The organism is Kitasatospora sp. YST-16 (assembly GCF_026802215.1).
GTDB lineage: Bacteria > Actinomycetota > Actinomycetes > Streptomycetales > Streptomycetaceae > Kitasatospora > Kitasatospora cineracea.
In genome coordinates this window covers 340,551-364,176 of sequence record NZ_CP113837.1, presented here as the reverse complement: position 1 = coordinate 364,176, position 23,626 = coordinate 340,551, and the positions used below count along the sequence as shown (strand labels likewise).

25 protein-coding genes, 1 tRNA gene, 1 pseudogene and 1 riboswitch are annotated in these 23,626 nt (G+C 72.5%); of the genes and pseudogenes, 13 read left to right on the top strand and 14 right to left on the bottom strand.

What is annotated here, in order from left to right:
- Window positions 1-30: 30 nt before the first annotated feature.
- From OU787_RS01730 to OU787_RS01715, 4 genes are all read right to left on the bottom strand, one after another.
- On the bottom strand, window positions 31-1,374 hold the full coding sequence (locus tag OU787_RS01730; RefSeq protein ID WP_442788408.1) for a DUF5685 family protein: 1,344 nt from the start codon (window positions 1,372-1,374) through the stop codon (window positions 31-33).
- Between the two features lie 183 nt (window positions 1,375-1,557).
- Entirely contained in the window at window positions 1,558-1,944 is a 387-nt protein-coding gene (locus OU787_RS01725; RefSeq protein WP_268658268.1) for a DUF6188 family protein, read from the bottom strand.
- A gap of 165 nt (window positions 1,945-2,109) precedes the next feature.
- Window positions 2,110-3,186: an NUDIX hydrolase gene (locus tag OU787_RS01720; RefSeq protein WP_268658267.1), complete on the bottom strand. Its 1,077-nt coding sequence runs from the start codon at window positions 3,184-3,186 to the stop codon at window positions 2,110-2,112.
- A gap of 170 nt (window positions 3,187-3,356) precedes the next feature.
- Window positions 3,357-3,545, bottom strand: coding sequence for a YegP family protein (locus OU787_RS01715; protein ID WP_030464552.1), 189 nt, complete (start codon window positions 3,543-3,545; stop codon window positions 3,357-3,359).
- Window positions 3,546-3,847: 302 nt separating this feature from the next.
- Between OU787_RS01715 and OU787_RS01710 the strand changes: the two genes are divergently transcribed.
- From OU787_RS01710 to OU787_RS01700, 3 genes are all read left to right on the top strand, one after another.
- Window positions 3,848-5,094, top strand: a protein-coding gene (locus OU787_RS01710; RefSeq protein ID WP_442788407.1) for an IS3 family transposase whose coding sequence is annotated in 2 segments (ribosomal slippage) — window positions 3,848-4,136 and window positions 4,136-5,094 — 1,248 coding nt in all. Because the reading frame shifts where the segments join, the coding sequence is not laid out codon by codon here.
- 132 nt (window positions 5,095-5,226) lie between these two features.
- The gene (locus OU787_RS01705) at window positions 5,227-6,456 is read left to right on the top strand and encodes a hypothetical protein (protein ID WP_268658265.1); all 1,230 of its coding nucleotides are present in this window, start codon (window positions 5,227-5,229) and stop codon (window positions 6,454-6,456) included.
- A 46-nt stretch (window positions 6,457-6,502) separates the two neighbouring features.
- Window positions 6,503-7,651 (top strand): YaaC family protein, encoded by a 1,149-nt coding sequence (locus tag OU787_RS01700; protein WP_268658264.1) that lies wholly within the window; start codon window positions 6,503-6,505, stop codon window positions 7,649-7,651.
- Window positions 7,652-7,738: 87 nt separating this feature from the next.
- Here OU787_RS01700 and OU787_RS01695 read toward each other — a convergent pair.
- Window positions 7,739-8,537, bottom strand: a protein-coding gene (locus OU787_RS01695; protein WP_268658263.1) for an IS5 family transposase whose coding sequence is annotated in 2 segments (ribosomal slippage) — window positions 7,739-8,240 and window positions 8,239-8,537 — 801 coding nt in all. Because the reading frame shifts where the segments join, the coding sequence is not laid out codon by codon here.
- A 71-nt stretch (window positions 8,538-8,608) separates the two neighbouring features.
- Between OU787_RS01695 and OU787_RS01690 the strand changes: the two are divergent.
- Together OU787_RS01690 and OU787_RS01685 are read left to right on the top strand one after the other, a co-directional pair.
- Window positions 8,609-8,785: pseudogene (locus OU787_RS01690) on the top strand (transposase); the annotation flags it as partial.
- A gap of 232 nt (window positions 8,786-9,017) precedes the next feature.
- Window positions 9,018-9,629 (top strand): DUF4190 domain-containing protein, encoded by a 612-nt coding sequence (locus tag OU787_RS01685; RefSeq protein ID WP_268658262.1) that lies wholly within the window; start codon window positions 9,018-9,020, stop codon window positions 9,627-9,629.
- A gap of 209 nt (window positions 9,630-9,838) precedes the next feature.
- Here the strand turns inward: OU787_RS01685 and OU787_RS01680 are convergent, their stop codons facing one another.
- Window positions 9,839-9,982 carry a hypothetical protein gene (locus tag OU787_RS01680; RefSeq protein ID WP_268658261.1) on the bottom strand — a complete coding sequence of 48 codons (144 nt, stop codon included), beginning with the start codon at window positions 9,980-9,982 and terminating at the stop codon, window positions 9,839-9,841.
- A 785-nt stretch (window positions 9,983-10,767) separates the two neighbouring features.
- Between OU787_RS01680 and OU787_RS01675 the strand changes: the two genes are divergently transcribed.
- The 3 genes from OU787_RS01675 to lysA all read left to right on the top strand — a co-directional run bounded on the left by OU787_RS01675 (window position 10,768) and on the right by lysA (window position 12,828).
- On the top strand, window positions 10,768-10,974 hold the full coding sequence (locus OU787_RS01675) for a hypothetical protein (protein ID WP_268658260.1): 207 nt from the start codon (window positions 10,768-10,770) through the stop codon (window positions 10,972-10,974).
- 32 nt (window positions 10,975-11,006) lie between these two features.
- Window positions 11,007-11,342: an SAV_915 family protein gene (locus tag OU787_RS01670; protein WP_268658259.1), complete on the top strand. Its 336-nt coding sequence runs from the start codon at window positions 11,007-11,009 to the stop codon at window positions 11,340-11,342.
- A 112-nt stretch (window positions 11,343-11,454) separates the two neighbouring features.
- Window positions 11,455-12,828 (top strand): diaminopimelate decarboxylase, encoded by a 1,374-nt coding sequence (gene lysA / locus OU787_RS01665; protein WP_051817061.1) that lies wholly within the window; start codon window positions 11,455-11,457, stop codon window positions 12,826-12,828.
- A 202-nt stretch (window positions 12,829-13,030) separates the two neighbouring features.
- Here lysA and OU787_RS01660 read toward each other — a convergent pair whose 3' ends face one another.
- From OU787_RS01660 to OU787_RS01645, 4 genes are all read right to left on the bottom strand, one after another.
- Window positions 13,031-13,315 (bottom strand): hypothetical protein, encoded by a 285-nt coding sequence (locus tag OU787_RS01660; protein WP_268658258.1) that lies wholly within the window; start codon window positions 13,313-13,315, stop codon window positions 13,031-13,033.
- Between the two features lie 74 nt (window positions 13,316-13,389).
- Entirely contained in the window at window positions 13,390-15,708 is a 2,319-nt protein-coding gene (gene metE / locus OU787_RS01655) for a 5-methyltetrahydropteroyltriglutamate--homocysteine S-methyltransferase (protein ID WP_268658257.1), read from the bottom strand.
- A 144-nt stretch (window positions 15,709-15,852) separates the two neighbouring features.
- Window positions 15,853-16,090: riboswitch (cobalamin riboswitch) on the bottom strand.
- Window positions 16,091-16,158: 68 nt separating this feature from the next.
- Complete coding sequence (gene cobF / locus OU787_RS01650) at window positions 16,159-16,920, bottom strand: precorrin-6A synthase (deacetylating) (RefSeq protein ID WP_268658256.1); 762 nt, start codon at window positions 16,918-16,920, stop codon at window positions 16,159-16,161.
- Window positions 16,921-16,979: 59 nt separating this feature from the next.
- Window positions 16,980-17,234, bottom strand: a complete 255-nt coding sequence (locus OU787_RS01645) for a hypothetical protein (RefSeq protein ID WP_268658255.1) — start codon at window positions 17,232-17,234, stop codon at window positions 16,980-16,982.
- Here OU787_RS01645 and OU787_RS34510 point away from each other — a divergent pair.
- Window positions 17,127-17,390, top strand: a complete 264-nt coding sequence (locus OU787_RS34510) for a MarR family transcriptional regulator (protein ID WP_327059449.1) — start codon at window positions 17,127-17,129, stop codon at window positions 17,388-17,390. The genes OU787_RS01645 and OU787_RS34510 overlap by 108 nt on opposite strands.
- 32 nt (window positions 17,391-17,422) lie before the next feature.
- Here the strand turns inward: OU787_RS34510 and OU787_RS01635 are convergent, their stop codons facing one another.
- The gene (locus OU787_RS01635) at window positions 17,423-17,749 is read right to left on the bottom strand and encodes a DUF1330 domain-containing protein (RefSeq protein ID WP_123558254.1); all 327 of its coding nucleotides are present in this window, start codon (window positions 17,747-17,749) and stop codon (window positions 17,423-17,425) included.
- 243 nt (window positions 17,750-17,992) lie between these two features.
- On the opposite strand from OU787_RS01635, the gene OU787_RS01630 reads away from it, so the two are divergent.
- Window positions 17,993-18,691, top strand: a complete 699-nt coding sequence (locus tag OU787_RS01630) for a DUF3152 domain-containing protein (RefSeq protein ID WP_268658254.1) — start codon at window positions 17,993-17,995, stop codon at window positions 18,689-18,691.
- Window positions 18,692-18,788: 97 nt separating this feature from the next.
- Window positions 18,789-20,084, top strand: coding sequence for a M20 metallopeptidase family protein (locus OU787_RS01625; RefSeq protein WP_268658253.1), 1,296 nt, complete (start codon window positions 18,789-18,791; stop codon window positions 20,082-20,084).
- A gap of 21 nt (window positions 20,085-20,105) precedes the next feature.
- Here the strand turns inward: OU787_RS01625 and OU787_RS01620 are convergent, their stop codons facing one another.
- On the bottom strand, window positions 20,106-20,912 hold the full coding sequence (locus tag OU787_RS01620; protein ID WP_268658252.1) for a phosphotransferase: 807 nt from the start codon (window positions 20,910-20,912) through the stop codon (window positions 20,106-20,108).
- Between the two features lie 178 nt (window positions 20,913-21,090).
- Between OU787_RS01620 and OU787_RS01615 the strand changes: the two genes are divergently transcribed.
- Window positions 21,091-21,339: a hypothetical protein gene (locus OU787_RS01615; protein WP_268658251.1), complete on the top strand. Its 249-nt coding sequence runs from the start codon at window positions 21,091-21,093 to the stop codon at window positions 21,337-21,339.
- Window positions 21,340-21,399: 60 nt separating this feature from the next.
- Here the strand turns inward: OU787_RS01615 and OU787_RS01610 are convergent, their stop codons facing one another.
- On the bottom strand, window positions 21,400-22,797 hold the full coding sequence (locus OU787_RS01610) for an NADP-dependent succinic semialdehyde dehydrogenase (RefSeq protein ID WP_030460817.1): 1,398 nt from the start codon (window positions 22,795-22,797) through the stop codon (window positions 21,400-21,402).
- 68 nt (window positions 22,798-22,865) lie between these two features.
- Window positions 22,866-22,936 (bottom strand) — tRNA-Cys (locus OU787_RS01605).
- Between the two features lie 214 nt (window positions 22,937-23,150).
- Here OU787_RS01605 and OU787_RS01600 point away from each other — a divergent pair.
- A complete protein-coding gene (locus OU787_RS01600; protein ID WP_268661783.1) occupies window positions 23,151-23,621 on the top strand; it encodes a helix-turn-helix domain-containing protein in 471 nt (156 codons plus the stop codon).
- The last annotated feature ends 5 nt before the right edge of the window (window positions 23,622-23,626 follow it).

The window sequence follows — 23,626 nt, the reverse complement described above, 5'->3', positions numbered from 1 at the left end:
CATCGGCCCGGCCGCCCCGCGTCCCGCAGGTCAGGCACAGGCGCCGCAGCAGGCGAGGCACTCGCAGACGCCGCCGCACGCACCGCAGCACTCGGTGTCCGTCGAGGAGCAGTTGCGGTCGCAGAAGCCCTCGCGGCGCTCCCGGGTGAACGGGTCATCGTGGTCGCAGCACAGCAACTGGCACGTGCAGGCCATGGTCAGCCACACCGCACAGCCGAGGACCGGCCCCCGCGGCTTCTTCTTCGGCTGCCCACCCTCCGCCGGCTGCTGCGGACCCCCAGGACCCCCAGGACCCCCAGGACCCCCAGGACCCCCAGGACCACCTGACCCGCCCGGCCCACCCGGACCCCCCGACCCGCCGTGGCCCCCCGGACCGCCCTGGCCACCGGCCCCGCCCGGAGCGCCCGGGACGCCGTAGCCCTCCGCCGGGCCGAAACTGCCGGAAGTGCCGTAGCCCAGGACCCGGGGAGGCTGCCGGTGGCCCCCGGAATCCGGCGTCGAGGCCCGCGGATCGCCCCCGGCACTCGCACGCGCACTCGCACTCGCGCCGGCGTCGGTGTTGGCGCAGGCGTGGTGATGGTGCCGGTGCCCGAAGACCCGGTCGACGGCCTCGCTCGTCTCGTGCGCGAGCAGCCGGTGGACCAGGGCCCGGTCGGTGAACTCGACCTCGTTCAGGGCGAGTCGGATGCCGTGCACGGCGTCCCGGCACAGCCGTTCGGCCTCGGCCTGGCTCGTCCCGGAGACGATGAGCGGGTTCCACGCCCCGCGCGCCTCGTCCTCCGCGCGGTCCTCGGCCGCGTCCAGCAGGTGCGCCAGGCGCCCGAACAGCCGCCCGGCCTCGGCCAGTGCCTCCGCGTTGCCCGGACGGCCCGCCAGCACGGCGGTGTGGGCGAACGCCGCCGCCGTGGCCTCCTCCGTCGGCGCGGTCGCCAGCAGCAGCGACCCGCCCGCGCTCACCGCGGACTCGGCCGCCTCCTGCCGCCCGGCCGCCGCCAGCAGCACACCCGTGTCGAAACCCACCGCGGCCGCACTGCCGGCACTCTGCCGGTCCCACCGCCGCGTCACCCGCCGCGCCCCGGCCGCGACCGAGCGCCGGGCGAAGACCCCGTCCCCGTCCACCACATGGTCGCGCACCTTCACCGACGCCAGCGCCAGCGACACCGCCGCCGCCAACCGGGCCCCCTCGCCCCGCGCCACCGGCGCCGTGCGCATCCCGCGCAACGGACACGGCCCGGCCGTCCGCCGCTCCTCCGCCCGCGACGACTGCGCCTCCACCAGGACGGAGATCACCAGCCCGTCGTAGTTGGTCGCCGTCCGCGCCAACTGCCCGTGGTCGTCCCGCAACGCCAGGCACAACCCGCACAGGTGCGCCATCCACGACGCGTGCAACCCCTCCGACAACCGGTGCCGACACGGCCTGATGATCCCGAACACGCCCCGCCCCTTCCCCCGTCCAACCCTGCCGATCGGCCGTCATCCTAATGACGCCGGGTCCGGGCCGAAGGATCCCCCTTTCCCTCCTTTCCCTGAATTTGGCCCTACCGGGCCGCTGCGGGATCAGGGGGTGGCGGTGCCGTTCGGGCCGCCGGTGTGCAGGGGGCCGGTGGGGGAGGAGAGCTGCCAGGGGTGGGGCGGGCCGCCGGGGGCCGGGTCGGGGGCGACGGCGAGGAGGTGGCCGGTGTCGAAGGTGAGTTCGAGGCCGCCCGCGGGGGTGACCGTCGCGGTGGTGATGACGGCGTCGGCGAGGTGGCGGAGGGTGCCGGTGCCGGAGGGGGGCAGGCCGAGGGCGGGGTAGAAGTGTTCGACCTCGGTGCCGTGCCGCAGCCGGAAGTCGTTGCGGACGGTCAGCAGCAGCCCGTCGTCCAGGCGCAGCAGCAGCCGGTCGCCGCCGTCGAGTGCCCGCACCGTACGGCCGTCCAGTTCGGACCCGAGCGACTGTCCCACCCCGCACCTCCCGATCTTCCCGAAGCGATCTTCCCGAAGCGATCTTCCCGAAGCGGGCCGGGCCGCGCGCCGCACCGGCGGGCACCGTCCCGACCTGCTCATTCATACCCGGCCGGGGTCCCGGTACCCGCCCCGAACCGCCGCCGGGAACCGGGCCCGGGATGTTCAGGGAGCGGTGGCCGGGGGCGCGCCGTCCACCAGTTCGGCCGGTCCGGCGGTTGGTGGCAGGGCGCGGACCGCCAGGCAGGCGGCCAGCCGCCGGGCCTGGGGCGGGGTGAGCACCCGGGCGGCCTCGGCGGGGGTGAACAGCCGCCACTCGGCGATCTCCTCCTCCTGGACGCGGACGTCCGCCAGCAGTTCGGGGCCCGCCGTCCCGCCGTCGTAGACCAGCGACAGGTGCGGCAGGTCGTCCCGCGGGTGGCCGCCCACCCAGTCGACGGCCAGCAGCCGTCCGGGTTCGCGCCGCCAGCCCAGCTCCTCCAGCGCCTCCCGCCGGGCGGCCGCCCGGGGCAGCTCCCGGTCGGCCTCGACGGACCCGCCGGGCAGCACCCACGGCGACTCGTCCCGCCACGGCGTCAGGCGCACCAGCAGCACCCGCCCGTCCTGGTCGGTGAACAGCATCCGGGCCTTGGCCCGGATCCGCGGGCGGGTCGCGTAGTACGTCTGCTTGTCCATCGGCGGGGGCGGCGCGGCGAGCCCGGCGCCCGGCGGCAGCAGGCCCTCCAGCGCGGCCGCGCCGAGGTACGCGGGGGCCGGGCGCGGCGGCAGGTGCAGGGCGGAGTGGCCGACCGGCAGGCCGTCGGCGAGCTCCAGCGGCGCGGCCGCGCGCGGGGCCAGCACGCAGGCGCCCATCCGGCGCGACAGCAGCGGCGGCACGGCGGACAGCAGCAGGTCGGTCGGCAGGTGGACGATCGCGTCCAGCTCGGCGGCCTCCAGCCGGACGGCCGCGGTCTGCTCCGGGGTCAGCGGGTCGGCCCAGTACAGGAACGCGGCGATCGGCGGCCGGTCGTGGTCCCGCGACCAGTCCAGGCAGGCGAGTTCGCGCAGCACGGGCGTGACGCCCAGCTCCTCGCGGATCTCCCGGACGGCGGTGTGCCGGGGCGACGGGTCGGCGGGCTCCCAGCCGCCGCCGGGCACCGCGACGGGGTGCTTGGCCCGGTAGGAGGTCCGCACCACCAGCACCCGGCCGTCCCGGTCGGGGAACAGCACCCCCGCCGCCGCCATGATCTCCCGTCCGCTCACCGCAACCCCCTCGCTCGTGTCCGGCCGTTCCCGGTCAGCATGCCCCGTGCCGCCCCCGCCGCGCCGGAACGGTTGCGAGCCCGTGACGGACCGACAACTCGGTCGTCACGGGCTCGCGGTCCCGGCCCGCCGCGGTCCACCCCGCGGCCCCGGCCGGTGCGGCTCCGCGGTCAGGCGTGGGCCGGCGTCTCCAGCAGCTGCGCGTACGGCGCCAGCTTGCGGATCGACTCGATGTTCTTCAGGCACTGCTCGCGGGACTCCTCCGGCTCGCCGGTCACCACGACCGAACCGTTGCTCGCCTTCAGGCGGAAGCGGTGGTTGCCCGACTCGTCCACGTACAGCTCGAACTTCCCAGCCATGGAAATGCACACCTCTCGTTCGGATGACCCCCGGCAGCCAACGTAGGGTCAACTTCCGTTCCACGCCTCCCGGGTGTGCCGTTCGGGTGCGTGGCCGAACCCGCAGCGGGACCACCGAGGGAGAGGACAGCGCGACGGTTGAGAGCCGTCCGCTGCCCCATTTCACATCCATTGCACATCGAGGCGCGGGGACCACGGGCGGCGATGCGTTGTCAGCCGATGGCGCCTCGGGCTTCGTCCAGGTCGCATCATGAACCGTTCCGGCTTTGGTAGAGACTCGAACGCATGTAAGGATTCGAGTCATGGCACGTCCCTCCTCCTACCCGCTTGAGCTGCGCCGTCGTGCGGTGCGCATGGTCTCCGAGGTCCTCAGCGATCACCCCAACGAGTCCGCCGCGCTGAAGTCGGTCGCCGAGAAGCTCGGCATCGGCTCGACGGAGACGCTTCGCAAGTGGGTGCGGCAGGACCAGGTCGACTCCGGGCAGCGGCCCGGGACGACGACGGAGGAGTCCGCTCAGGTCAAGGCGCTGAAGAAGGAGAACGCCGAGCTGAAGCGGGCGAACGAGATCCTGAAGGCCGCGGCGCATTTCTTCGCGGCCGAGCTCGACCGGCCACACCTTCGCTCGTAGCGTTTATCGACGAGCACCGGGGCCGCTTCGGCGGCGTCGAGCCGATCTGCCACGTGCTGACCGAGCACGGCTGCAGTATCGCCCCCTCCACCTACTACGCCTTCAACGCCCGCCCTCCTTCGGCGCGTTCGGTGCGCGATGCGGAACTGAAGACGCTGATCAAGCAGGTCTTCGAGGCCAACTTCCGCGTCTATGGAGCCCGCAAGATCTGGCACGAGCTGAACCGCCAGGGCCACTCGGTGGCCCGCTGCACCGTCGAGCGCCTCATGCGCGAACTCGGCATCACCGGTGCCGTCCGCGGCAAGCGCGTCATCACCACTCTCCCGGGCGGCCAGGTCGACCGCGCCCCTGACCTGGTCGAGCGCGACTTCGTCGCCGGCGCCCCGAACCGCTGCTGGGTCGCGGACTTCACCTACGTCAAGACCTGGGCCGGGATCGTGTACGTCGCCTTCGTCGTGGACACCTTCTCCCGCCGGATCGTCGGCTGGTCCGTCGCCACGGTCAAGCAGACGGTGTTCGTCCTGGACGCTCTGGAGATGGCGATCTGGCAGCGCGACCGCGACCAGAACCCGGTCGTACCAGGTGAGTTGGTACATCACAGCGACGCGGGAAGTCAGTACACATCATTCAGGCTCGCCGAGCACCTGGAAGCCGCCGGCATCGCGGCGAGCATCGGCACCGTGGGCGACGCCTACGACAACGCGCTCATGGAGTCCGCCATCGGCCTGTACAAGACCGAGCTGGTCAAGCCCGGTCGGCCCTGGCGCACGCTCGCCCAGGTCGAGCTCGCCACCGCCGAGTGGGTCGACTGGTACAACCACCGCAGACTCCACGGTGAGATAGGCCACGTCCCGCCCGTCGAGTACGAGAACACCTACTACCTCACAGCCACAAAACCGCAGGTCACAACCACAACCTGAGATCTCTACCGAACTCGGAACGGTTCATCACGCTGTGTGTCCGCTGTCGGAGCGTGACCGCTGGATCCTCGTGGCCTGTTCCACCTGTTGATGGGGAGGCCAGCTGTCAGCCCGTGGGTGCATCATGCTGCGATGAGTGCGCAACCCGAGTGGTCGATCGTCTCGATGGCGATGGATCGTACGTCGTCATCCATGATCCTCACGCGTTCCGACGGCAAGGAAGCCCGGTTCCCGCTGCGGAAGAATCCGTTCGGTGAGACCAGCACATTGTCCCAGTTCACTTGCTTTCCGGGTCTCAACGTTCTCCTTGCCACCACGAAGTCCGGTGACGACGTTGCCTTCGAGATGCCCGTCCTCGATGGCGCCGACCAGCTCGACGGGCGTCTTGCGGTCTACCTGGACCAGAACAAGTGGCGCGTCATGGCCAACGCGCTCGCCGGTATCGGTGACGTTTCCCCGCAGGAGGACGAGGCAGCTTGGCGTCTCGCGAACTGGGTGCGACAAAGAAAGATCATCTTGCCTGCTTCCGCCGCGCATTACGCGGAGACCACGAAGTGGTCCGACGCCACCAAGCGGTACCAGCTCGGTTTGATGATCCTCCAACTGAGCCTGGGGTGGCAGATGCGGGACCCGCTGCAGGTACGTCGTGACGAAATCCGTGCTGCTTTCGATAGCCGGGCGGGAGGAAACAGCGGAACTTCCGTGGGGGCGGTGTTCAGTCTCGCTCCGAACGTCATTCGTGGAGCTGCTCGCGGGGCGAGCCCCATTCCTATGCCTGAGGGCCTCCCGCAGGAGATGGCGTTCCAGACCGTGGCGCTGACCTCGGCCACGGCTCTGATCGAGGTGATGCTTGATACCGAACGCGTACCGGCCGGCTCGGTCACCGATTGGGTGGAAGCCAACCAGCAGTTCAGTGACTGGCTGGACGGAGAGAAGCGCGATGCGCAGCAGAAGCGCAAGAGCATCGACGCCTTCCTCCTGAACGACATCCGGCTCGACCTCGCAGTCGAAGCCCACGCGGCGCAACTGACATCAGAGGCCGTCTTCGAATGGATGACGAAGCACGCCCAGCACGATCTGGCCGCTGCTCCAGCGCTCGGACTGCTGCGCGAGATGTTCCACGAGCGCCATCTCAACAAGGGGACGATCTGGAGGGGCAACGACCTGACGGATATGATCTACCTGTCCTGTGCCGCCGGGTACGCGGATTTCGTGGTCTGCGAACGAGCCATGGGAAATGCGCTGAGGCAAGGGATCAAGCGGTTGCAGCGGCCGGTGCGGGTCTTCCGCTACCTGAGTGATGCCGCCGAGGCTATCGAGACGGTCTTGACCACGACCGGGCCTGGGCAACAGGAGTCGTGACCGAATTCGAGTGCCGTGTCGGCGGCGAGGCCGCTACCGTCTGGCCATGTATTACGAGCGCACTGCCTGGGACATTCTTCGCGCCACACGATCAGCCCTGCCCGGTTCCGCAGGAAGCACCCCGGAGCGGCGAGCGGTGTACGTCTCTGCTCTGGAACAGGCCGAGCAGTTCTTCAAAGCGGCCCGCACGGTCGGGCCAGCCACTCAGCCGGTGCTCATTTTCTATGGTCTGAGCCAGGCCGGCCGCGCGATCACCGCTGCGGCGACAGCCCTGCCTGGCAAGAACGCGGATGCCGAAGACAGCGTTGACGAGTGGAAGCTCAAGGGGCACGGTATCCAGACACTGGATGAAGAGGGCCCGCTGCCGGACGTCGTGATGAAGACCGATGTGAGGAAGAAGAGCGGGAGCTTCGTCAGGCTCTCTCGCCTGCTCGGTTCGCCGCTGTGGGGCAACAACCCACTTCCGCTGTCCCGGTTGTGGGACTGCCTGCCCTGCAACTACGACGATCCGATCGCCGACCCTGACAGTCGGATCATGCCGCTCCTTGTAGAGGAATGGCACCTCGTCTCCAACCATCGGGAGATGCAGGGTGAATCTCACGCCATGCTCTGGGCACCCGTCGTCAATTTCCCCGCGAGGGTGACCACCGCGCAAGACACCGCCGGTGCGGTTGCGGACTACATCGCTCACTTTCCCGGTGGCCGTGACCACCACAGCTACCGCCGGCGCTCGACCAACGGCGGACAGAGCCAGTGCCCGGACCTCCATGTCCATGTCGGCGGCCAGTGGTCCGAGCTGACCATGAACTGGATGCTCCCCGGAGGACCCGGCACTCTCGCAGACCGACAGCACTACCTCCGAAGCATCACCCGCCCCTACTCCGGGACGCGCTACTTCTTCCCCGCACTGGGCGGGAGCGCCACCAGCGTTCACCCCCTCATGGCTTGGTGGGCGGTCCTCCACACCCTCTCGACGATCTCCCGCTACCAGCCGGCCGAATGGGGCTGCCACATCGACGTCGACCGCAGCCAACACGCCGTCCCGATCGAACGGCTGCTCACGGAGTCCATCCGGATCCTGCCCCAGCTCGTGGCAGAGACCATCGGAGAAGTATCCGATCCCCAGCGCCGGCCACCGCAACGCTCGGCTCAGCCTGAAGCATCTGGTGCTGCGCATGACATCGGGTTTGTATAGCGGGGGAGCGGCGCTGAACAGGTCAAGTCGGTCGGGGCCCTGTGATCTGTGGCAAGAAGATGGTGCTTCGTAGAACTCGTAACAGGATCACGGCGTCGGCTTGTTGAGGCGTCGCCAGCAGATGAGTGCGCATGTGAGTGAGACGAAGGCGTTGTGGAGGTCGAGGCGCCTTTCCCAGCGGATGGCGAGGCGCTTGAACTGGTGGAGTTGGGCGAAGGTCTGCGCGACGACGTAGCAGAGCTTGCCAATGTCGATGATGTCGGGCTCGTCTCGGTGGGAGATGACGGGCAGAATCCGACGTTTGTGCAGTTCGCGGCGGTTGGGGTTGCTGTCGTAGCCCTTGCCGCCGAGCAGGGCGGCCGGGCACTTGCGGGGACGGCCGACGCGGCCTGCGACCGGCGGGACGCCGTCGACCAGGTCGAGGGTCCGGGTGACGTCGTTGACGTTGGCGGCGGTGACGATCACATGGAACGGGATGCCGCCGCCGTCGCTGATCACGTGGTGTTTGCTTCCGGTCTTGCGGCGGTCGACCGGTGACGGGCCGGTGGCCTCACCCCTTTTTTCCGCGTGCACGTGGGAGGCGTCCACGCGCGCGGGTCCAGCCGATCAGTCCGGCCGCGTTCAACTCGGCCAGGAGCAAGCGGTGCAGGGCCTCGAACACCCCGGCCTCCTGCCGGCGGCCGAGGCGACGCCGGCAGGTCTGCCCAGAGCCGAAGCCCCACTCGGGCGGCAACTGATGCCAGGCGATCCCGGTGTACGACACGAACGGAATTCCCTGCAGGCACAGCCGGTCGTCCACCGGACGCGGACCCGGCGACCGCTCCGGCAGCAGCGGCTCGATCCTGACCCACAGCTCGTCGTCCACGACCCACGGCTTCTTGCCCACACCATCACGAACGGACGAATCGTCACATCGGTCACGCCCTGCCAGTGACGATCGGCAAGATCGTGTTACGAGTTCCAAGGAGATGGGTGGTCGAGCGCACTTTCGGCTGGATCATGATGCACCGCCGACTTGCCCGCGACTACGAAACCAAACCCGAGCACCCCGAGAGCATGATCTGCCTCGCAATGACCTCGAACCTCACCAAACGAGCAACGGGCAAAACCGCCATAAGCTGGCAGAATCCATGAAATATCCCGCATTCGAGCAGGACGTCCTCTCAGCCCCAACGACTATGAACACCGACGCCACACGGCTAAGCTCGCGCTCGCCGCGTGACAACCAACCCCGTGTTCACCTGCACGTGCGAAGGCCATCGGTTCGTTCGAGAACGACATGGCCGCAAACTTAGCCGACGCGCGACAGGATGGCGCTGGTGCTCAGAGCATGTAATCTCCGGCTTCTGTGCTTGAAGGGGTAGGAATGTCGCAGGCAAAGCCACGGGTGGTGTCCTGGGGAGCTGGGCGGGTCGAGGACGACGGGCCGCCGATGGGGACCAACCGGCTGGCGCTCTGGTCGGCGATATCCGGTGTGTTCGGGCTCGTGCCGTTCGCACTTGGGTTCGGCGTGTTCGGGCTGATGCAGACTCGGCGCAGTGGGCAGCCAGGGCGGGGGCTTGCCGTGTTGGGTCTGGTCACGTCGGTTCTGTGGACAGGGGTGCTGGTCAATGTGGTTGCCGCACCGGGCGTTGGGGTTGACCGCGATTCGACGGGACGAGTCTCCACGGCTCAGTACTCAAGCGTGTTCGACATGAGGAGCGGGGACTGCTTCACGTGGGCACCACTTGCGGCCGACGGGTCAGTGGAGATGGTCAGGTTGGTCCCGTGTGCCCAGGGACATGACGCTCAGGTCTACGGCGCACCCAGCCTTGCGATGATGGCGGACAGTCTGATCGAGGCCGCAGCCGAGGACGCCTGCGCTGATGCACGGGCCGGGCGCGAACTGCCAGCCGGGGCGAGGCTTGGCCTCATCTACCCGGACCGCACCTCTTTCGCCAAGTACGATCGGCGGGTTGTCTGCTACACGAGCTCCTGACTACGGCGATGGGCCGGCGTGTTGGGGAAGCCACCCCAGGCCGGCTACCGCTGCGCCTACCTGACCGACTGGACGGTAGTGAAGGCCCGCTGGGGCCTGAGCGCCGATCAGGTCGAAGCGGATGCGCTGCACCGCTTGGCCGCCGCCTGCCCTGCCGAGCCTCTGATCGTCACCCCGGCCCCTGACCGCCCGGGCCGGGCAGGGGCCGGTCACAGGTTCAGGTCGATGCACTCGGCGATGTAGGCGCCGTCGTCGAGCCGGGTGCCGGTGGCGAGGTGGCGCGATCCGGCGGCGGAGAACTCCTGGCCGGAGACCAAGGTGGTCAAGCCGATGTGGCGGGCAGCACGGCCCATGAGCAGGATGACGCGGCGGCGGGCCGGGGCGGCGGGGTCGGCTTCGGGCAGCGGATCACGGAGTCCTCCTCGGGGCCAGGCCGAGCGCGCCCCGGCCTCCCAGCCCTGATGCTCGGGACCCGGCACTCGACAGGGAAGCAACGCCGAGCGCCTCTTGAGCCCGCCGTCGGTCCGGGAGCGGGCCCGGGTGCGGTGCGGAGGAGAATCGGTGGTGACGTGTGCCGCGAACCATTGCCTACCGCACGCGCCGTTAGACGACCCGTCAGGGCTGCCGCGATAGCCAGGTGATGGGCACGGTGGCGTGCAGCAGGCGCACCGTGGCCCTGGGGGTGAGGGTGCCGGGGCCGGCGCTCCTGCGCTTCGACGTGCGAGCCCATGACGGCGGTGCGGTCGCGGAGGAGACCGGAGTGCTCGGCGGCGTCGGCGGTGATGGGGGAGGCGGCGACGAACAGCCGCCTCCCCGGCGGCCACGGCGTACGCCTTGCCGACTCCCGGTGCGACGCCGAAGCGGACGTGCAGTGTGCCGGTGCCGACCGTTCGAGGCGCCTGGGGGATCCCGGTCGGCCGACCCGGGCCGACCGGGATCCCGTACCGCCCCGCCGCGGGGGCGCCGCTGCCCGCAGGACGCGGCGGGCCGCCCGGCAGACGTCAACGTCGTGTCAAGGCCGCCCCGGTGCGCGTAGGCCACGCGTCAAGGACCGCTCCGACCGGCGGCCGAAGGGGCTCCACTGGGAGGGAGGGCAGGAACACCCAGCTCCTCGCCTCGACCGGAAGGAACCGGGACCATGACGGACACCCAGCTCGTCACCGCAGTGGCCGCGGAGCGCGGTCGGCCCGCCCCGCCTGACGGCGCGACGTTCCGACGGCTGCTGAGCGGAACGGTCTTCGGCCCCGGCACGGCAGAGGGCACCGATGGCCGCCCCGGTGACGCCCGGGAAGACGACCGCCGGACCACCGCGCACTGCCGGCACGCCATGCACTACGTGGACTGACCGGACACCGGACGATCCCCGTGGAGCGTGTGATGCCCATCGAAGACGAAGCACCCGAGGACCCCCGCGAACACTCCCTGCGGCACGTGCCGGTGCGCACCGCGGGTCCGGCCCAGGTCCTGCGCCTGTTCCGGGACCGTGACGGCACCCGCTGCGCGGTCGCGTTCAGCACCGCGGAAGCCCTGCACGCCGTGCTCGGCCCCGACCAGGAGTGCGCCGAGGTCACCGGGCCCGCCCTGCGCGCACTCACCGAGCCGCTCGGTGTCCACCGCGTGATCACCGACCCCGCCCTGGTCGCGGCGCCGGTCGCCGGCACTCCGGTGCCCGCGGCGGTGGGCACCGAGCGGGAACTGGCACCCCAGCGGTGACCCGCCGGCAGGACGAACCGGATCCGCTCGGGGCCCGCCCGGCCCGGTCCCGCCGCGTTCCGTCACCGACCGACCAGCCGTCGAGCCCCGTCCCCGACAGGAGCCCCGCACCGTGACCACGTTTCCCGTCCCCGCCGTCGGCCGTCCCTCCGCGGCGCCCCACCGGCCCGCCCGCCTCACCGACGGGCCGCCGCTCGGCAGCCCGTGGCCCGCCTCCGCCAGGCCCGGGCGCGACGGCGGCCTGCAGATCGCCGGGGTCGACGTGGCGCAGGCCGCGGACCGCTTCGGCACCCCGCTCTACGTCCTCGACGAGGGCGAGGTCCGCAGCAGGGCGCGCGCCTACCGCCGCGCACTGCCGACGGCCGAGGTGTTCTACGCCGCCAAGGCGTTCCTGTGCAGCGCGATGGCCGACTGGATCGCCGACGAGGGCCTCGGGCTGGACGTCTGCTCGGCCGGGGAGCTCCGTCTCGCCACCGGCGCGGGCTTCCCGCCCGAACGGATCCTGCTGCACGGCAACGCCAAGACCCCGGACGAACTGCGCCTCGCCCGACGGCTTCGGGTCGGCCGGATCGTCATCGACAACCTCGCGGAAATCCCCCGACTCGCCGCCCCCACCGCCGCGGACACCCCGCAGCGCGTCCTGGTCCGCGTCGTCCCCGGCATCGCGGCCGGGCACCACAGCGCCGTGCGGACCGGCGTGGACGGCCAGAAGTTCGGCTTCCCGCTCACCGGGGGCGACGCCGCCGGGGCGATCGCCCGCGTGCTGGCCCAGCCCGCACTCCGGCTGACCGGCCTGCACTGCCACCTCGGCTCGCAGATCACCGACACCGAGCCCTACCTGACCGCGGTGGACCGCCTGGTCGGCCTCCTGGCAGAGGTCCGCGACCGCCACGGCGTCGAACTGCCCGAACTCGACCTCGGCGGCGGGCACGGCATCCGCTACCTCCCCGACGACCCGGAGCTCGACCCCGCCCGCCTCGCCGCCGCGACCACCGCCCGCCTCCGGGCCCGCTGCGCCGAGCACGGCCTCGCCGTCCCGCGGCTGATGGTCGAGCCGGGCCGGGCGATCGCCGCACCCGCCGCGGTCGCCGTCTACCGGGTCCTGTCGGTGAAGCACTCGGCCGGCCGGACCCACGCCGCCGTCGACGGCGGGATGAGCGACAACCCGCGCCCCGCCCTGTACGGATCCCCCTACACCGTGCGGATGTTCGGCCGGATCGGCGCCCGGGCGACCCGGCCGGTCGACGTCGTCGGCCGCCACTGCGAGGCCGGCGACGTCCTGGTCCGCGACGCCCAACTGCCCGCCGACCTCCGCCCGGGCGACCTGCTCGCCGTCCCGTCCGCAGGGGCGTACCAGCTCTCGATGGCCTCCGGCTACAACCTGGTCGGCCGCCCGGCGGTCGCGGCCGTCCGCGACGGGCGGATCCGCCTGCTGATCCGCCGCGAGACCGTCGACGACCTGCGCGCCCGGGAGGTCGGCCGCTGAACCGCACCCCGGCCGACCGGTCCGCGGGCCCGACCGCCCCCCCCGGGTTCGGTCGGGGCGGCCGCGACGAGCGTCGCGAGCAGGACGACGGCCGACCGGAGCGGTGTCGAGTACGCCGCCCTGTCGGCCGTGCACCACGAGCGAAAGCCACCCGTGCCACCCGCGTCACCATTGTCAACGTCGGTGACACCGTCGCGCTGCACTACGGCAGCTGACGAGGTGTCAGGGGACCGCCGCAGTGCAGGTTCCAGCGCCCGGCGCGCCCGCTGAGAGAGGTGACGGTGAGCGGGGCGACGTCCAGCCGCCAGAACGCGGCGGCCGGCTCGGGCAGCGCCTCCGCCAAGGCGTGCTGCAGGGCGCGCACCCGGGCGCTGCACGCGCCGACCTGGCACCGGTTCGCGAGCAGGGACTCGGACTCCCGCTTGGGGAGCACGACCAGCACCTCCTCGCCGACCCGGATCCGCCGCGCCCCGCCTCGTCCGGCCATCGGCCGCCCCTTCGAGCGCTCCGGCCGGCCCGGGCGAGCAGGCGGTGTGCCTGCCCGCCCGGACCGGTGCCTCGTCAGTCGATCCGCCGGTTCTGCAGTTCCGCGCGCAGGGTGCGGGCGGCCGTGACCAGGCTGTCGATCGAAGCCCGGGTCTCGGGCCAGCCGCGGGTCTTCAGGCCGCAGTCCGGGTTGACCCACAGGCGCTCGGCGGGGATCGCCGCCAGTCCGGCCCGCAGCAGGCGCAGCGCCTCCTCGGGGGAGGGCACGCGCGGGGAGTGGATGTCCCACACGCCCGGGCCGACCTCGGCGAGGTAGCCCGCCTCGGCGAGCTCGCGGGCCACCTGCATGTGCGAGCGGGCGGCCTCCAGCGAGATCACGTCCGCGTCCAACTCCTCGATGGCACGCAGGATGTCGCCGAACTCGGCGTAGCACATGTGGGTGTGCACCTGGGTGTCGGCGCGCACCCCGCAGGTGGCGAGCCGGAACGCGTCGGTCGCCCAGTCCAGGTAGGCGGGCCACCCGGCGCGGCGCAGCGGCAGGGTCTCGCGCAGCGCGGGCTCGTCGACCTGGATGACGGCGGCGCCGGCGGCCTCCAGGTCGGTGACCTCGTCGCGCAGGGCGAGGGCGACCTGCCGGGCGGTGTCGGCGAGCGGCTGGTCGTCGCGGACGAACGACCAGGCCAGCATGGTGACGGGACCGGTCAGCATGCCCTTGACCGGGCGGTCGGTGAGGCCTTGCGCGTAGCGGTACCAGTCGACGGTCATCGGCTGCGGACGGGAGATGTCGCCCGCCAGCACCGGCGGCCGCACGTAGCGGGTACCGTAGGACTGCACCCAGCCGTGCCGGGTGGCGAGGTAGCCGGTGAGCTGTTCGGCGAAGTACTGCACCATGTCGTTGCGTTCGGGTTCGCCGTGCACCAGCACGTCCAGCCCGGCCCGCTCCTGGTAGGCGATCACTTCGCGGACCTCGGCCTCCATCCGCTTGCGGTAGTCGGCCGCGTCGATCCGCCTGGCGTTCAACTCGGCGCGGGCGGTGCGCAGTTCGGTGGTCTGCGGGAAGGAGCCGATGGTGGTGGTGGGCAGCGGCGGCAGCTGGAGCCGGGCGCGCTGGGCTTCGGCGCGGACGGCGTAGGGGGCGCCGCGGCGAAGGTCGGCCTCGGTGACGGCCGCGGCGCGGGCCCGGACGGCCGGGTCGCGGGTGATCGGGGAGGCGGTACGGGAGGCCAGGTCGGCGCGGTTGGCGGCGAGTTGGGCGGTGACGGCGCCGGTGCCGTCGCGCAGGGCGCGGGCCAGCAGCGCCACTTCGGCGGCCTTCTGCCGGGCGAAGGCCAGCCAGCGACCGATCTGCGGGTCCAACTCCCTTTCGGCGGCCGTGTCGAGCGGGACGTGCAGCAGCGAGCAGGAGGGGGCGACGTCCACCGTGTCGGCCAAGCCCAGCAGGGTGCCCAGGGTGGCGAGAGACTTCTCCAGGTCGTTGATCCACACGTTGCGGCCGTCGACCACGCCCGCGACCAGCCGCTTGCCGGGCAGGCCGCCGACGGCCGCCAGGTCGGTCAGGTTGCCCGCCGCCGGTCCGGTGAAGTCCAGCGCCAGGCCCTCGACCGGGGCCTTGGCCAGGGTGATCAACGCCTCGCCGAGCCGGTCGAAGTACGAGGCCACCAGCAGCTTCGGGCGGTCGGTCAGCGCACCGAGGTCCCGGTAGCTGCGGGCGGCGGCGTTCAGTTCGGCCGGGCTGCGGTCCTGCACCAGCGCGGGTTCGTCGAGCTGCACCCACTCGGCGCCCGCCGCCCGCAGGTCGGCCAGCAGCTCCGCGTACACCGGCAGCAGCCGGTCCAGCAGGGTCAGCGGCTCGAAGCCGGACGGTGCGTCGGGTGCGGGCTTGGCGAGCAGCAGGTAGGTGACCGGGCCGAGCAGCACCGGGCGCGCCCGGTAGCCCTGGCCGAGCGCCTCGCGCAGCTCGCCGACCTGCTTGGCGGAGTCGGCGGCGAAGACCGTGCCCGGCCCCAACTCGGGCACCAAGTAGTGGTAGTTGGTGTCGAACCACTTGGTCATCTCCAGCGGCGGCGCCTGCTGGGTGCCGCGCGCCATCGCGAAGTAGCCGGCCAGCGGGTCGGCCGCGTACGCGTCCCGGTGCCGGGGCGGGACGGCGCCGACGGCGACGGTGGTGTCCAGCACGTGGTCGTACAACGAGAAGTCACCGGTGGGGACTTCGGTGATCCCGGCCCCGGCCAGCTGCCGCCAGTTGGCGCAGCGCAGGTCGGCGGCGGTGGAGCGCAGCGCGTCGGCGGTGACGGTGCCCTTCCAGTAGCCCTCGATCGCCTTCTTCAGTTCCCGGTTCCCGCCCTGGCGGGGGTATCCGTGGACGGTCGCCGCGGCGACGGACGTCGTAGTCAAGGGGACTCTCCTCGCGAGCCTTGATCCTGGAACCGGTGCACAGGAGGGCGCGCGGGGGTGGCGAGACCGGGCGGAGGCCGGTGCGGCCCGCCTGGTGTCCGTGCCGACCCGCCCTCGAGGTCACCGGCTACCGGACGCGAACGGGTCGCACCCGGGCAACGGGCAGGTCTTCGGACTCGCGGGCACACCCGGGGAGTTGACGCCTCCCGGGCACCTACTGGCCGTCGCTTCCCAAGCCCTCCCGGGCCCAGTGCGTATGACGGCGGTCGTTCCCGCTCACCGCTGCGGGGCAGTCCCGGACTGGCCAGTCAAGGCGTCACCGGGTTCCCTCTTACGACGCCCCGCCTGGCGGACGGGGCGAACCAGTCGCGTCGCCAGTCTAGAACGGGCCGGACGGATTCCGGCGCGAAGTCCGGGATCCGCCCGGTCCGTGGGTCGGGCGGGAGCCGGTCAGCCGTCGGTGCGGCGCAACAGGTAGCTGTCCATGATCCAGCCCTTGCGCTCGCGCGCCTCCTCCCGCAACTCGACGATCCGGTCGGCGAGTTCGGCCAGCGGACCGGCGACCAGGATCTCGTCCCCGGTGCCCAGGTAGGCGCCGTAGTGGATGTGCACGCCCGCGGGGTCGATCTCCGCGAACGCGGCCTGCCCGTCCAGCATCACCACCGTGTCCTCCGCGCCGGGCCCGAAACCCTCGGCCGCCAGCCGCCGCCCGGTGGTGATCCGCACCGGCCGCGCGGTGCGGGTCAGCGTGGTGCGGTGCCGGGCCGCCAGCACGGAGACGCTGCTGATGCCGGGGACGACCGTGTACGCGAACTCCGTCCGCCCGCGCGCCAGGATCCGGTCCAGCACGGCACTCACGCTGTCGTACAGCGCCGGGTCGCCCCACACCAGCAGCGCACCCGTCCCGCCGTCCGGCACCTCCTCGACCACCGCCCGCTCCACCAGGTCCGCCCGCCGCTCCCGCCACTCCTCCACCGCCTGGGCGTACGCCGCCGCGGTGCGGTCCCGGGCCGGGTCGACCAGCTCGACCACCCGGTGTCCGGGGCGGCCGTGCTCGGCGATCATGTCCCGCCGCAGCCGCATCAGGTCCTGCCGCTCGGCGGGCTTGTCCAGCAGCAGGAACACGTCGGTGCGGCCGAACGCCTTGACCGCCTCCAGGGTGAGGTGGTCGGGGTCGCCCGCGCCGATGCCGATGACGAGAAGAGTGCGCATACCCGCGATTCTGCCTTCCGCCGCCGCCCGCCCCCGCACCGCGCCCGCCGCAGGGTGGATCAGGGCGCGGAGATGCCCGGCCGGGCGCCCGCGCCGAACGCCCAGCCCTCCACCTCGCCCGGCGCCGGCCCGCCCGGCCCGGCCGCCTGCAGGTCTTCAACGCCGAACGCGGCAGCCGACCGGCCTTCGAACGCGGCACCGGCTTCCTGCTGGCCCGCCTGGGCTCCCTCACCGCCCGCTCCTGGACGACCTTCCTCGGCGAGCGCCGGCTGACCCAGGGTCAGTACGCCGTCCTGGTCGCCCTGGACCGGCACGGCGACACGGTCCAGCGGCTCTTGGCCGAACTCGTCGCCATGGACGCTTGCAACATCGTGGCCGTCCTCGACCAGCTGGTGGACCGGCAGCTGGTGGAACGCCGCCCCGACACCGACGCCGGCTCCGATACCGGCTCCGGCTCCGGCTCCGGGTAGGCCGGTGGCCGAGGGCGCCGCCGGAGCCGGGGTCAGTGCTTGAGCGAGTCCGCGCCGCGGTAGCCGGACGGGACGCCCTCGATGAGGACGATGTCGGCGACCATGTGCCGGGTGCGCAGCGGCAGGATCTCCCGGTAGGCGGGCGAGTCCCACCAGGCGCGGGCCCGCGCGTAGTCGGGGAACTCGATGACGATCGTGCCGCTCTGGCCCCAACTGCCCTCCACCGTCTCGGACTTGCCGCCGTGGACGATGAACCGTCCGCCGAAGGGGTCCAGGGTGGCGTCGATGCGCTCGAGGTACTCGACGATGTCGGGGCCGAACTCCACCGAGTGGACCTGGGCCAGTGCGTAGGCGGTCATCTGCTGCTCCCGTGGGGTGTCGTGGGGTGTTCCGGCTGACGTCTTTGACGGTAGGCGGCGAGGGCGGGCGGCCGAATCAGTCACGTATCGGCAGACCCGCGCGGCCGCACCGGTCGTACCGGCGCCCCCACTCGCGTCCGTCCCTGTTGATCATCTGTTGATCGGCGGCTGGCAGAGTGGGGCCCGGACCGGAACCCGTCCGGTGACCGCCGTCAGCACACGTCAGAAAGCCGCTGCTCCACGATGCTCCGACACCTCAAGCCGAAACCGGCGCTCGCCGCCCTGCTCGCCCTGGCGGTGGTCGCCGCCCTGGCCGTCTGGCACCCGTGGCGGCGCCCGGCCGCACCGGCGGCGTCCGCGCCGATGGCGTTCACCACGGCGGGCGGCGGCACGGAGCCCGCCGGTACCGGGGGGAAGGCGTACCGGTACAAGGTGCGGGCGGAGGACGGGCTGGCCGAGCGGCCCGAGCAGTTCGCGGCCGAGGTGGACGCGGTGCTCGCCGACGTCCGCCGCGGCTGGTCCGCCGACGGCACCCGCACCTTCCAGCGGGTCGCCGCGGATCCGGTCGACTTCACCGTCTACCTGGCCACGCCCGCCTCCACCGACCGGATCTGCGGCCAGTACGGCCTGGACACCGGCGGCGAGGTCAACTGCGGCGCGGGCCACCAGGTCGTGATCAACGTCAAGCGGTGGACCGACCTCACCGAGTCCTACCGCGGCCGCCCCGAGGAGTACCACGCGCTGGCGGTCAACCACGAGGTCGGCCACGTCCTCGGCTTCGGCCACGTCGACTGCCCCGGCCCCGGCCTGCCCGCCCCCGTGATGCAGCAGCAGATCTTCGGCCTGCACGGCTGCCTGCCCAACGCCTGGCCCTTCTCCGACACCGGCACCCTCCTCACCGGCCCGCCCGTCCCCACGCCCCTGCCGACACAGCAGCCCTGACCCGGCCCGCCAGGCGCGCTGACGCCCCGTCGGGGCGGGGGCGTCGTACGCTCGATGCCGGAGAAAGCAGGGGGGACACCGAGACCGGAGGACGCCCGTGGACGCGACGACCCTGTACGCCGAGCTGGACCGCCGCAGTGCGGACGTCGCCGAGCAGGTGACCGCCTGGCGCCGCCACCTGCACCAGCACCCCGAACTGTCCAACCGCGAACGGGCCACGGCCGCGCTGATCGCCGAGCACCTGCGGGCGCTCGGCCTGGACGAGGTGCGCACCGGCATCGCCGGGCACGGCGTGGTCGGGGTGCTGCGCGGCGGGCGGCCCGGCGAGCGGGTGGTGGCGCTGCGGGCCGACACCGACGCGCTGCCGGTGGCCGACCTGTGCGGCGCCGGCTTCGCCTCCTCGGCCGTCGACCACGACTACCCCGGCGGCCCGTTCCCGGTCTCGCACGCCTGCGGCCACGACGGGCACACCGCGATGCTGCTCGGCGCCGCCACCGTCCTCGCCGGGGTGCGCGGACAACTGCCCGGCACCGTGCTGTTCGTGTTCCAGCCGGCCGAGGAGGGCCCGCCCGTCACCGAGACCGGCGGGGCCCGGCAGATGCTCGCCGAGGGCGCCCTCGCCGACCCCGAACCCACCATGGTCTTCGGCCTGCACCTCACCCCGCACCCCAAGGGCCACGTCGGCTACCGGGTCGGCAACCAGTACGCCGCGTCCTGCCTGGTCAAGATCACCGTGACCGGCCGCCAGGTGCACGGCTCCACCCCCTGGCAGGGCGTCGACCCGATGCCGCCCGCCGCCGCGATCGTCACCGGCATCGGCCAGCTCTACCGCCAGCTCGACGCCTACCACCCCGTCACCGTCACCATCGGCCACCTCGAGGACATCGGCCGATTCAACATCATCGGCGAGCACGTCACCCTCTGGGGCACCGTCCGCTGCGCCGTCGAGAGCGACATGGCCGACGTCCAGCGGCGCCTGACCCGCCTCGCCGAACACACCGCCGAGGCCCACGGCTGCACCGCCACCGTCGAACACCTCCAGGACGTCCCCGCCGTCCACAACCGCCGGGAGTGGCTGGAGGCCGCCCTGCCCACGCTGCGCCGGGTGGTCGGCGAGGACCGGGTCCTGGAGACCGGCGCGACCCTCGGCTACGACGACGTCTCCGAGTTCGTCAACGCCCACGGCGGCCTGTACCTCATGCTCGGCGCCCAGGACACCGAACTCGACCCCGCCGGGAACCCCGCCCCCACCCCCGGCGGCCGCGGCCTCGTCCCCAACCACAACCCGCACTTCTACCTCGACGACGACACCCTCCCCACCGGCGTCCGCCTGCACGCCCACCTCGCCGTCGACCACCTCACCGGCCGCCTGCTCCCGGCGGAGCCCCGGTGAAGTCCCGGTGACCCGCCCCGCTCACCCGCGCAACGCCCGTTCCAGCAGCGGGCGTTGGCCGGACAGCCAGGACTGCAGCCGGTCCCAGCGGGTCCAGCCGCCGTACGCGGCGAAGTAGGAGACGAACGCGGGGTCCCCGGCGGCGATCCGGCGGGCGACGAAGGTGCGGCAGACGGCGGTGGCCTGTTCGAGGGTGGTGGGGAGGGCCAGGCGGTCGGCGGGGGAGAGGCCGTAGGCGGCGGCGAACAGGCGCAGGCGGTGCGGGAGTTCGAGGTGGGCGCGGGCGGATTCGGCGGCGGTGGCCGGGTCGAGCACCGGGGCCCAGTAGCGGGCGGTCAGGGCGACGTCCCAGAGCGGGCGGCCGGGGGCGGCGAAGTCGAAGTCGATCAGGGCGGCGGCCCGGCCGGAGCGGAACACCACGTTCTCCGGGCAGACGTCGTTGTGGCAGAGCAGCGGGCCGCCCTCCGGGTCGGCGAAGTCGGCCGGCCAGGGCGCCGCCGGGTCGAACGGGGTGCGGGCGCTCGCCGCGTGCCAGCGCCGCAGCAGGCGGGCCACCGAGACCAGGGCGTCCTCGCTCAGCGCCCAGGCCGGGTAGGGCGGCAGGGCGACGTCCCCGGGCAGGAACTTCAGCCGCTCCCGTCCGTCCGCGACCGGGCCCGCCGGCAGCGGTGCGCCGGGGAAGCCGCCCGCCCGGAGGCCGGTCAGGAAGGCGTGCAGGGCTCCGGCGTGCGCGGGGGCGGGCCGTTCCACGGTGCCGCCGTGCCGCCGCACCGCGCCCGCGTTGGCCAGGCCGCCCGCCAGCAGCTCCCCCGACTCTCCGTCGTCCACGGTCGGTTCCTCCTCGGGGCAGGGCAGGGCGGGGCGGGGCGGCGCAGGGCAGGGCGGTGGGGGGGGCAGGGCAGCGCAGGGCGGTGCGGCTGCGAGGGTACTCGGGCTGCCGGGGGCGCCGACCGGCGGGATACGCGGGATACTCGAACTGACGCCGAACTCCGCGGAGGTGAGAGCGATGCCCGCGACCGCTGCCGGAACGCCCCGGCCCAATCCGGTCCGCCGACTGGCCGCCTGGCTGACCGCCAAGCACAACTCCTCGCTGGTCTTCCTGCTCGCCCTGTCACTGGGCCTGGGCCTGGTCGCCCCGCAGGTGGGCCAACTCTGGTTGCTGATCGTGTTCTCGGTGGTGTGGGGCGTCACCATCGTCGCGTTCGTCACCCAGTTCGCCGGCCGCCACGAGCACGCCCACCCGCACCACGCCTGAGCCGGCGGTGCCGGCCGCGCCCGGGCCCGGCGCCCTCCCGCGCCGGGCCCCCGCGCTGCCTCAGCTGCCGGACCACACCGTGGTGATGTTGCAGAACTCGCGGATGCCGTGACCGGACAGCTCCCGTCCGTAGCCGGAGCGCCGCACCCCGCCGAACGGGAACGCGGGGTGCGAGGCGGTCATCCCGTTGAAGAAGACCCCGCCCGCCCGCAGGTCGCGCACGCACCGCTCGCGGTCCGCGTCGTCCCGGGTCCAGACGTTCGAACTCAGGCCGAACGGCGAGTCGTTGGCGACCGCGACGGCCTCGTCCAGGTCGCCGACCCGGTACACGGTGGCGACCGGGCCGAACGCCTCCTCGCGGTGGATCCGCATCCGGGGGGTGACCCCGGTCAGCACCGTCGGCAGGTAGTACCAGCCGCCCGCCAGCGCCGGGTCGTCCGGGCGGCCGCCGCCGCAGGCCACCGACGCGCCGAGCGCGACCGCGTCCGCGACCAGTTCCTCCAGGTCGGTGCGGCCCTGCTCGGTGGCCAGCGGGCCGACCTCGGTGCCGTCGGCCGTCGGGTCGCCGACCGTCAGCGCCCGCATCCGCGCGGTGAACGCGGACAGGAACTCCTCGTACACGTCCGTGTGCACGATGAAGCGCTTCGCGGCGATGCAGGACTGCCCGTTGTTCTGCACCCGCGCGGTCACCGCCCGCTCCGCCGCGGCCGGCACGTCCGCCGAGGGCAGCACCAGGAACGGGTCGCTGCCGCCCAGTTCCAGCACCGTCTTCTTGATCTCGTCGCCCGCGACCGCCGCCACCGAGCGGCCCGCGCCCTCGCTGCCGGTCAGCGTCACCGCCACGACCCGCTCGTCCCGGATCACCGCCTCCACCTGGGACGAGGAGATCAGCAGGGTCTGGAAGCAGCCCTGCGGGAACCCGGCGCGGGCGAACAGCTCCTCCAGCGCGAGCGCCGTGCGCGGCACGTTCGAGGCGTGCTTCAGCAGGCCCACGTTGCCCGCCATCAGGGCGGGCGCGGCGAACCGCACCACCTGCCAGAACGGGAAGTTCCACGGCATCACCGCCAGCACCGGCCCCAGCGGCCGGTAGCGGACGTACGCCGACACGCCGCCCGAGTCCGCCACGTCCGCGTCCGCCGGGTGCTCGTCGGCGAGCAGCGCCTCCGCCCGGTCCGCGTACCAGCGCATCGCCTTCGCGCACTTCGCGGCCTCGGCCCGGGCCTGGGCCAGCGGCTTGCCCATCTCCAGGGTCATCGTCCGGGCGACCTTGTCGTTCGCCTGCTCCAGCAGCTCCGCCGCCCGGTGCATCAGCTCGGCGCGGTGCGCGAACGTGGTCAGCCGCCAGGACTCGAACGCCGACTGGGCCCGGGCCAGCCGGCGCTCCACACCGGCCTCGTCCAGCGGATCGAAGACCTCGACGGTACGGCCGTCGGCCGGATTGACAGTGGCGATGGCCATCGGGCCATTCCTTCCTCGACTGCCGCCCGGCCAACCGGGCGGGGGCGGACACATCGAGGGGAGCGAGGAGGTGGAGACAGGAATCGAACCCATGTACGCGGCCCTGCAAGCCGCTGCCTCGCCTCTCGGCCACTCCACCGGGCTCCCTCGCGTGACTCACAAGCTAGCAGCGGAAGGCGCGCGGACGGGCACCCGACCCACCCGGAACTCACCCGAATGCTGCGGTACGCGAGAAATGTGACGAATGGTCAGGAGATGATCGAATCATCCTCTGCCGATCGTCGGACCGGGCGACTACCCTGGGCGCCGTGCAGATCGACGACCTCAAGCGCCTCCGCAGGGCCCGCGACACCATGGACCGCGACTACGCCGAACCCCTGGACGTCACGGCCCTCGCCAAGGTCGCCCTGATGTCCGTCGGCCACTTCCAGCGCAGCTTCCGCGCCGCGTACGGCGAGACCCCGTACAGCTACCTGATGACGCGGCGGATCGAGCGGGCCAAGACGCTGCTGCGCCGGGGCGACCTGTCCGTCACCGAGGTGTGCATGGCCGTCGGCTGTACCTCGCTGGGCTCGTTCAGCACCCGGTTCACCGAACTCGTCGGCGAGAGCCCCAGCGCGTACCGGGCCCGCGACCACAGCGCCGCCGAGCACATCACCGCGTGCGTGGCGATGTACCTGACCAGGCCGATCCGCGGCACCGACACCGGGCGGCCGCGGCAGGAGGAGCCGGGGTCGGGGCCGGAGGCGCAGCCGGAGCCGGGTCCGGAGCCGGAGGCGCAGCCGGTCAGGAACGGAGAAGCACCGGCCGCGGCGGATCGGTAGCGTCG

Coding starts and splice junctions, on each gene's coding strand:
- OU787_RS01685 (WP_268658262.1), top strand. CDS start 9,018: ATGTCGCAGGCAAAGCCACGGGTGGTGTCCTGGGGAGCTGGGCGGGTC.
- OU787_RS01705 (WP_268658265.1), top strand. CDS start 5,227: ATGAGTGCGCAACCCGAGTGGTCGATCGTCTCGATGGCGATGGATCGT.
- OU787_RS01615 (WP_268658251.1), top strand. CDS start 21,091: ATGCCCGCGACCGCTGCCGGAACGCCCCGGCCCAATCCGGTCCGCCGA.
- OU787_RS01670 (WP_268658259.1), top strand. CDS start 11,007: ATGCCCATCGAAGACGAAGCACCCGAGGACCCCCGCGAACACTCCCTG.
- OU787_RS01680 (WP_268658261.1), bottom strand. CDS start 9,982: ATGGGCCGTGCTGCCCGCCACATCGGCTTGACCACCTTGGTCTCCGGC.
- OU787_RS01700 (WP_268658264.1), top strand. CDS start 6,503: ATGTATTACGAGCGCACTGCCTGGGACATTCTTCGCGCCACACGATCA.
- OU787_RS01600 (WP_268661783.1), top strand. CDS start 23,151: ATGGACCGCGACTACGCCGAACCCCTGGACGTCACGGCCCTCGCCAAG.
- OU787_RS01610 (WP_030460817.1), bottom strand. CDS start 22,797: ATGGCCATCGCCACTGTCAATCCGGCCGACGGCCGTACCGTCGAGGTC.
- OU787_RS01715 (WP_030464552.1), bottom strand. CDS start 3,545: ATGGCTGGGAAGTTCGAGCTGTACGTGGACGAGTCGGGCAACCACCGC.
- OU787_RS01635 (WP_123558254.1), bottom strand. CDS start 17,749: ATGACCGCCTACGCACTGGCCCAGGTCCACTCGGTGGAGTTCGGCCCC.
- OU787_RS01675 (WP_268658260.1), top strand. CDS start 10,768: ATGACGGACACCCAGCTCGTCACCGCAGTGGCCGCGGAGCGCGGTCGG.
- OU787_RS01730 (WP_442788408.1), bottom strand. CDS start 1,374: ATGGCGCACCTGTGCGGGTTGTGCCTGGCGTTGCGGGACGACCACGGG.
- OU787_RS01660 (WP_268658258.1), bottom strand. CDS start 13,315: ATGGCCGGACGAGGCGGGGCGCGGCGGATCCGGGTCGGCGAGGAGGTG.
- OU787_RS01630 (WP_268658254.1), top strand. CDS start 17,993: ATGCTCCGACACCTCAAGCCGAAACCGGCGCTCGCCGCCCTGCTCGCC.
- cobF (WP_268658256.1), bottom strand. CDS start 16,920: ATGCGCACTCTTCTCGTCATCGGCATCGGCGCGGGCGACCCCGACCAC.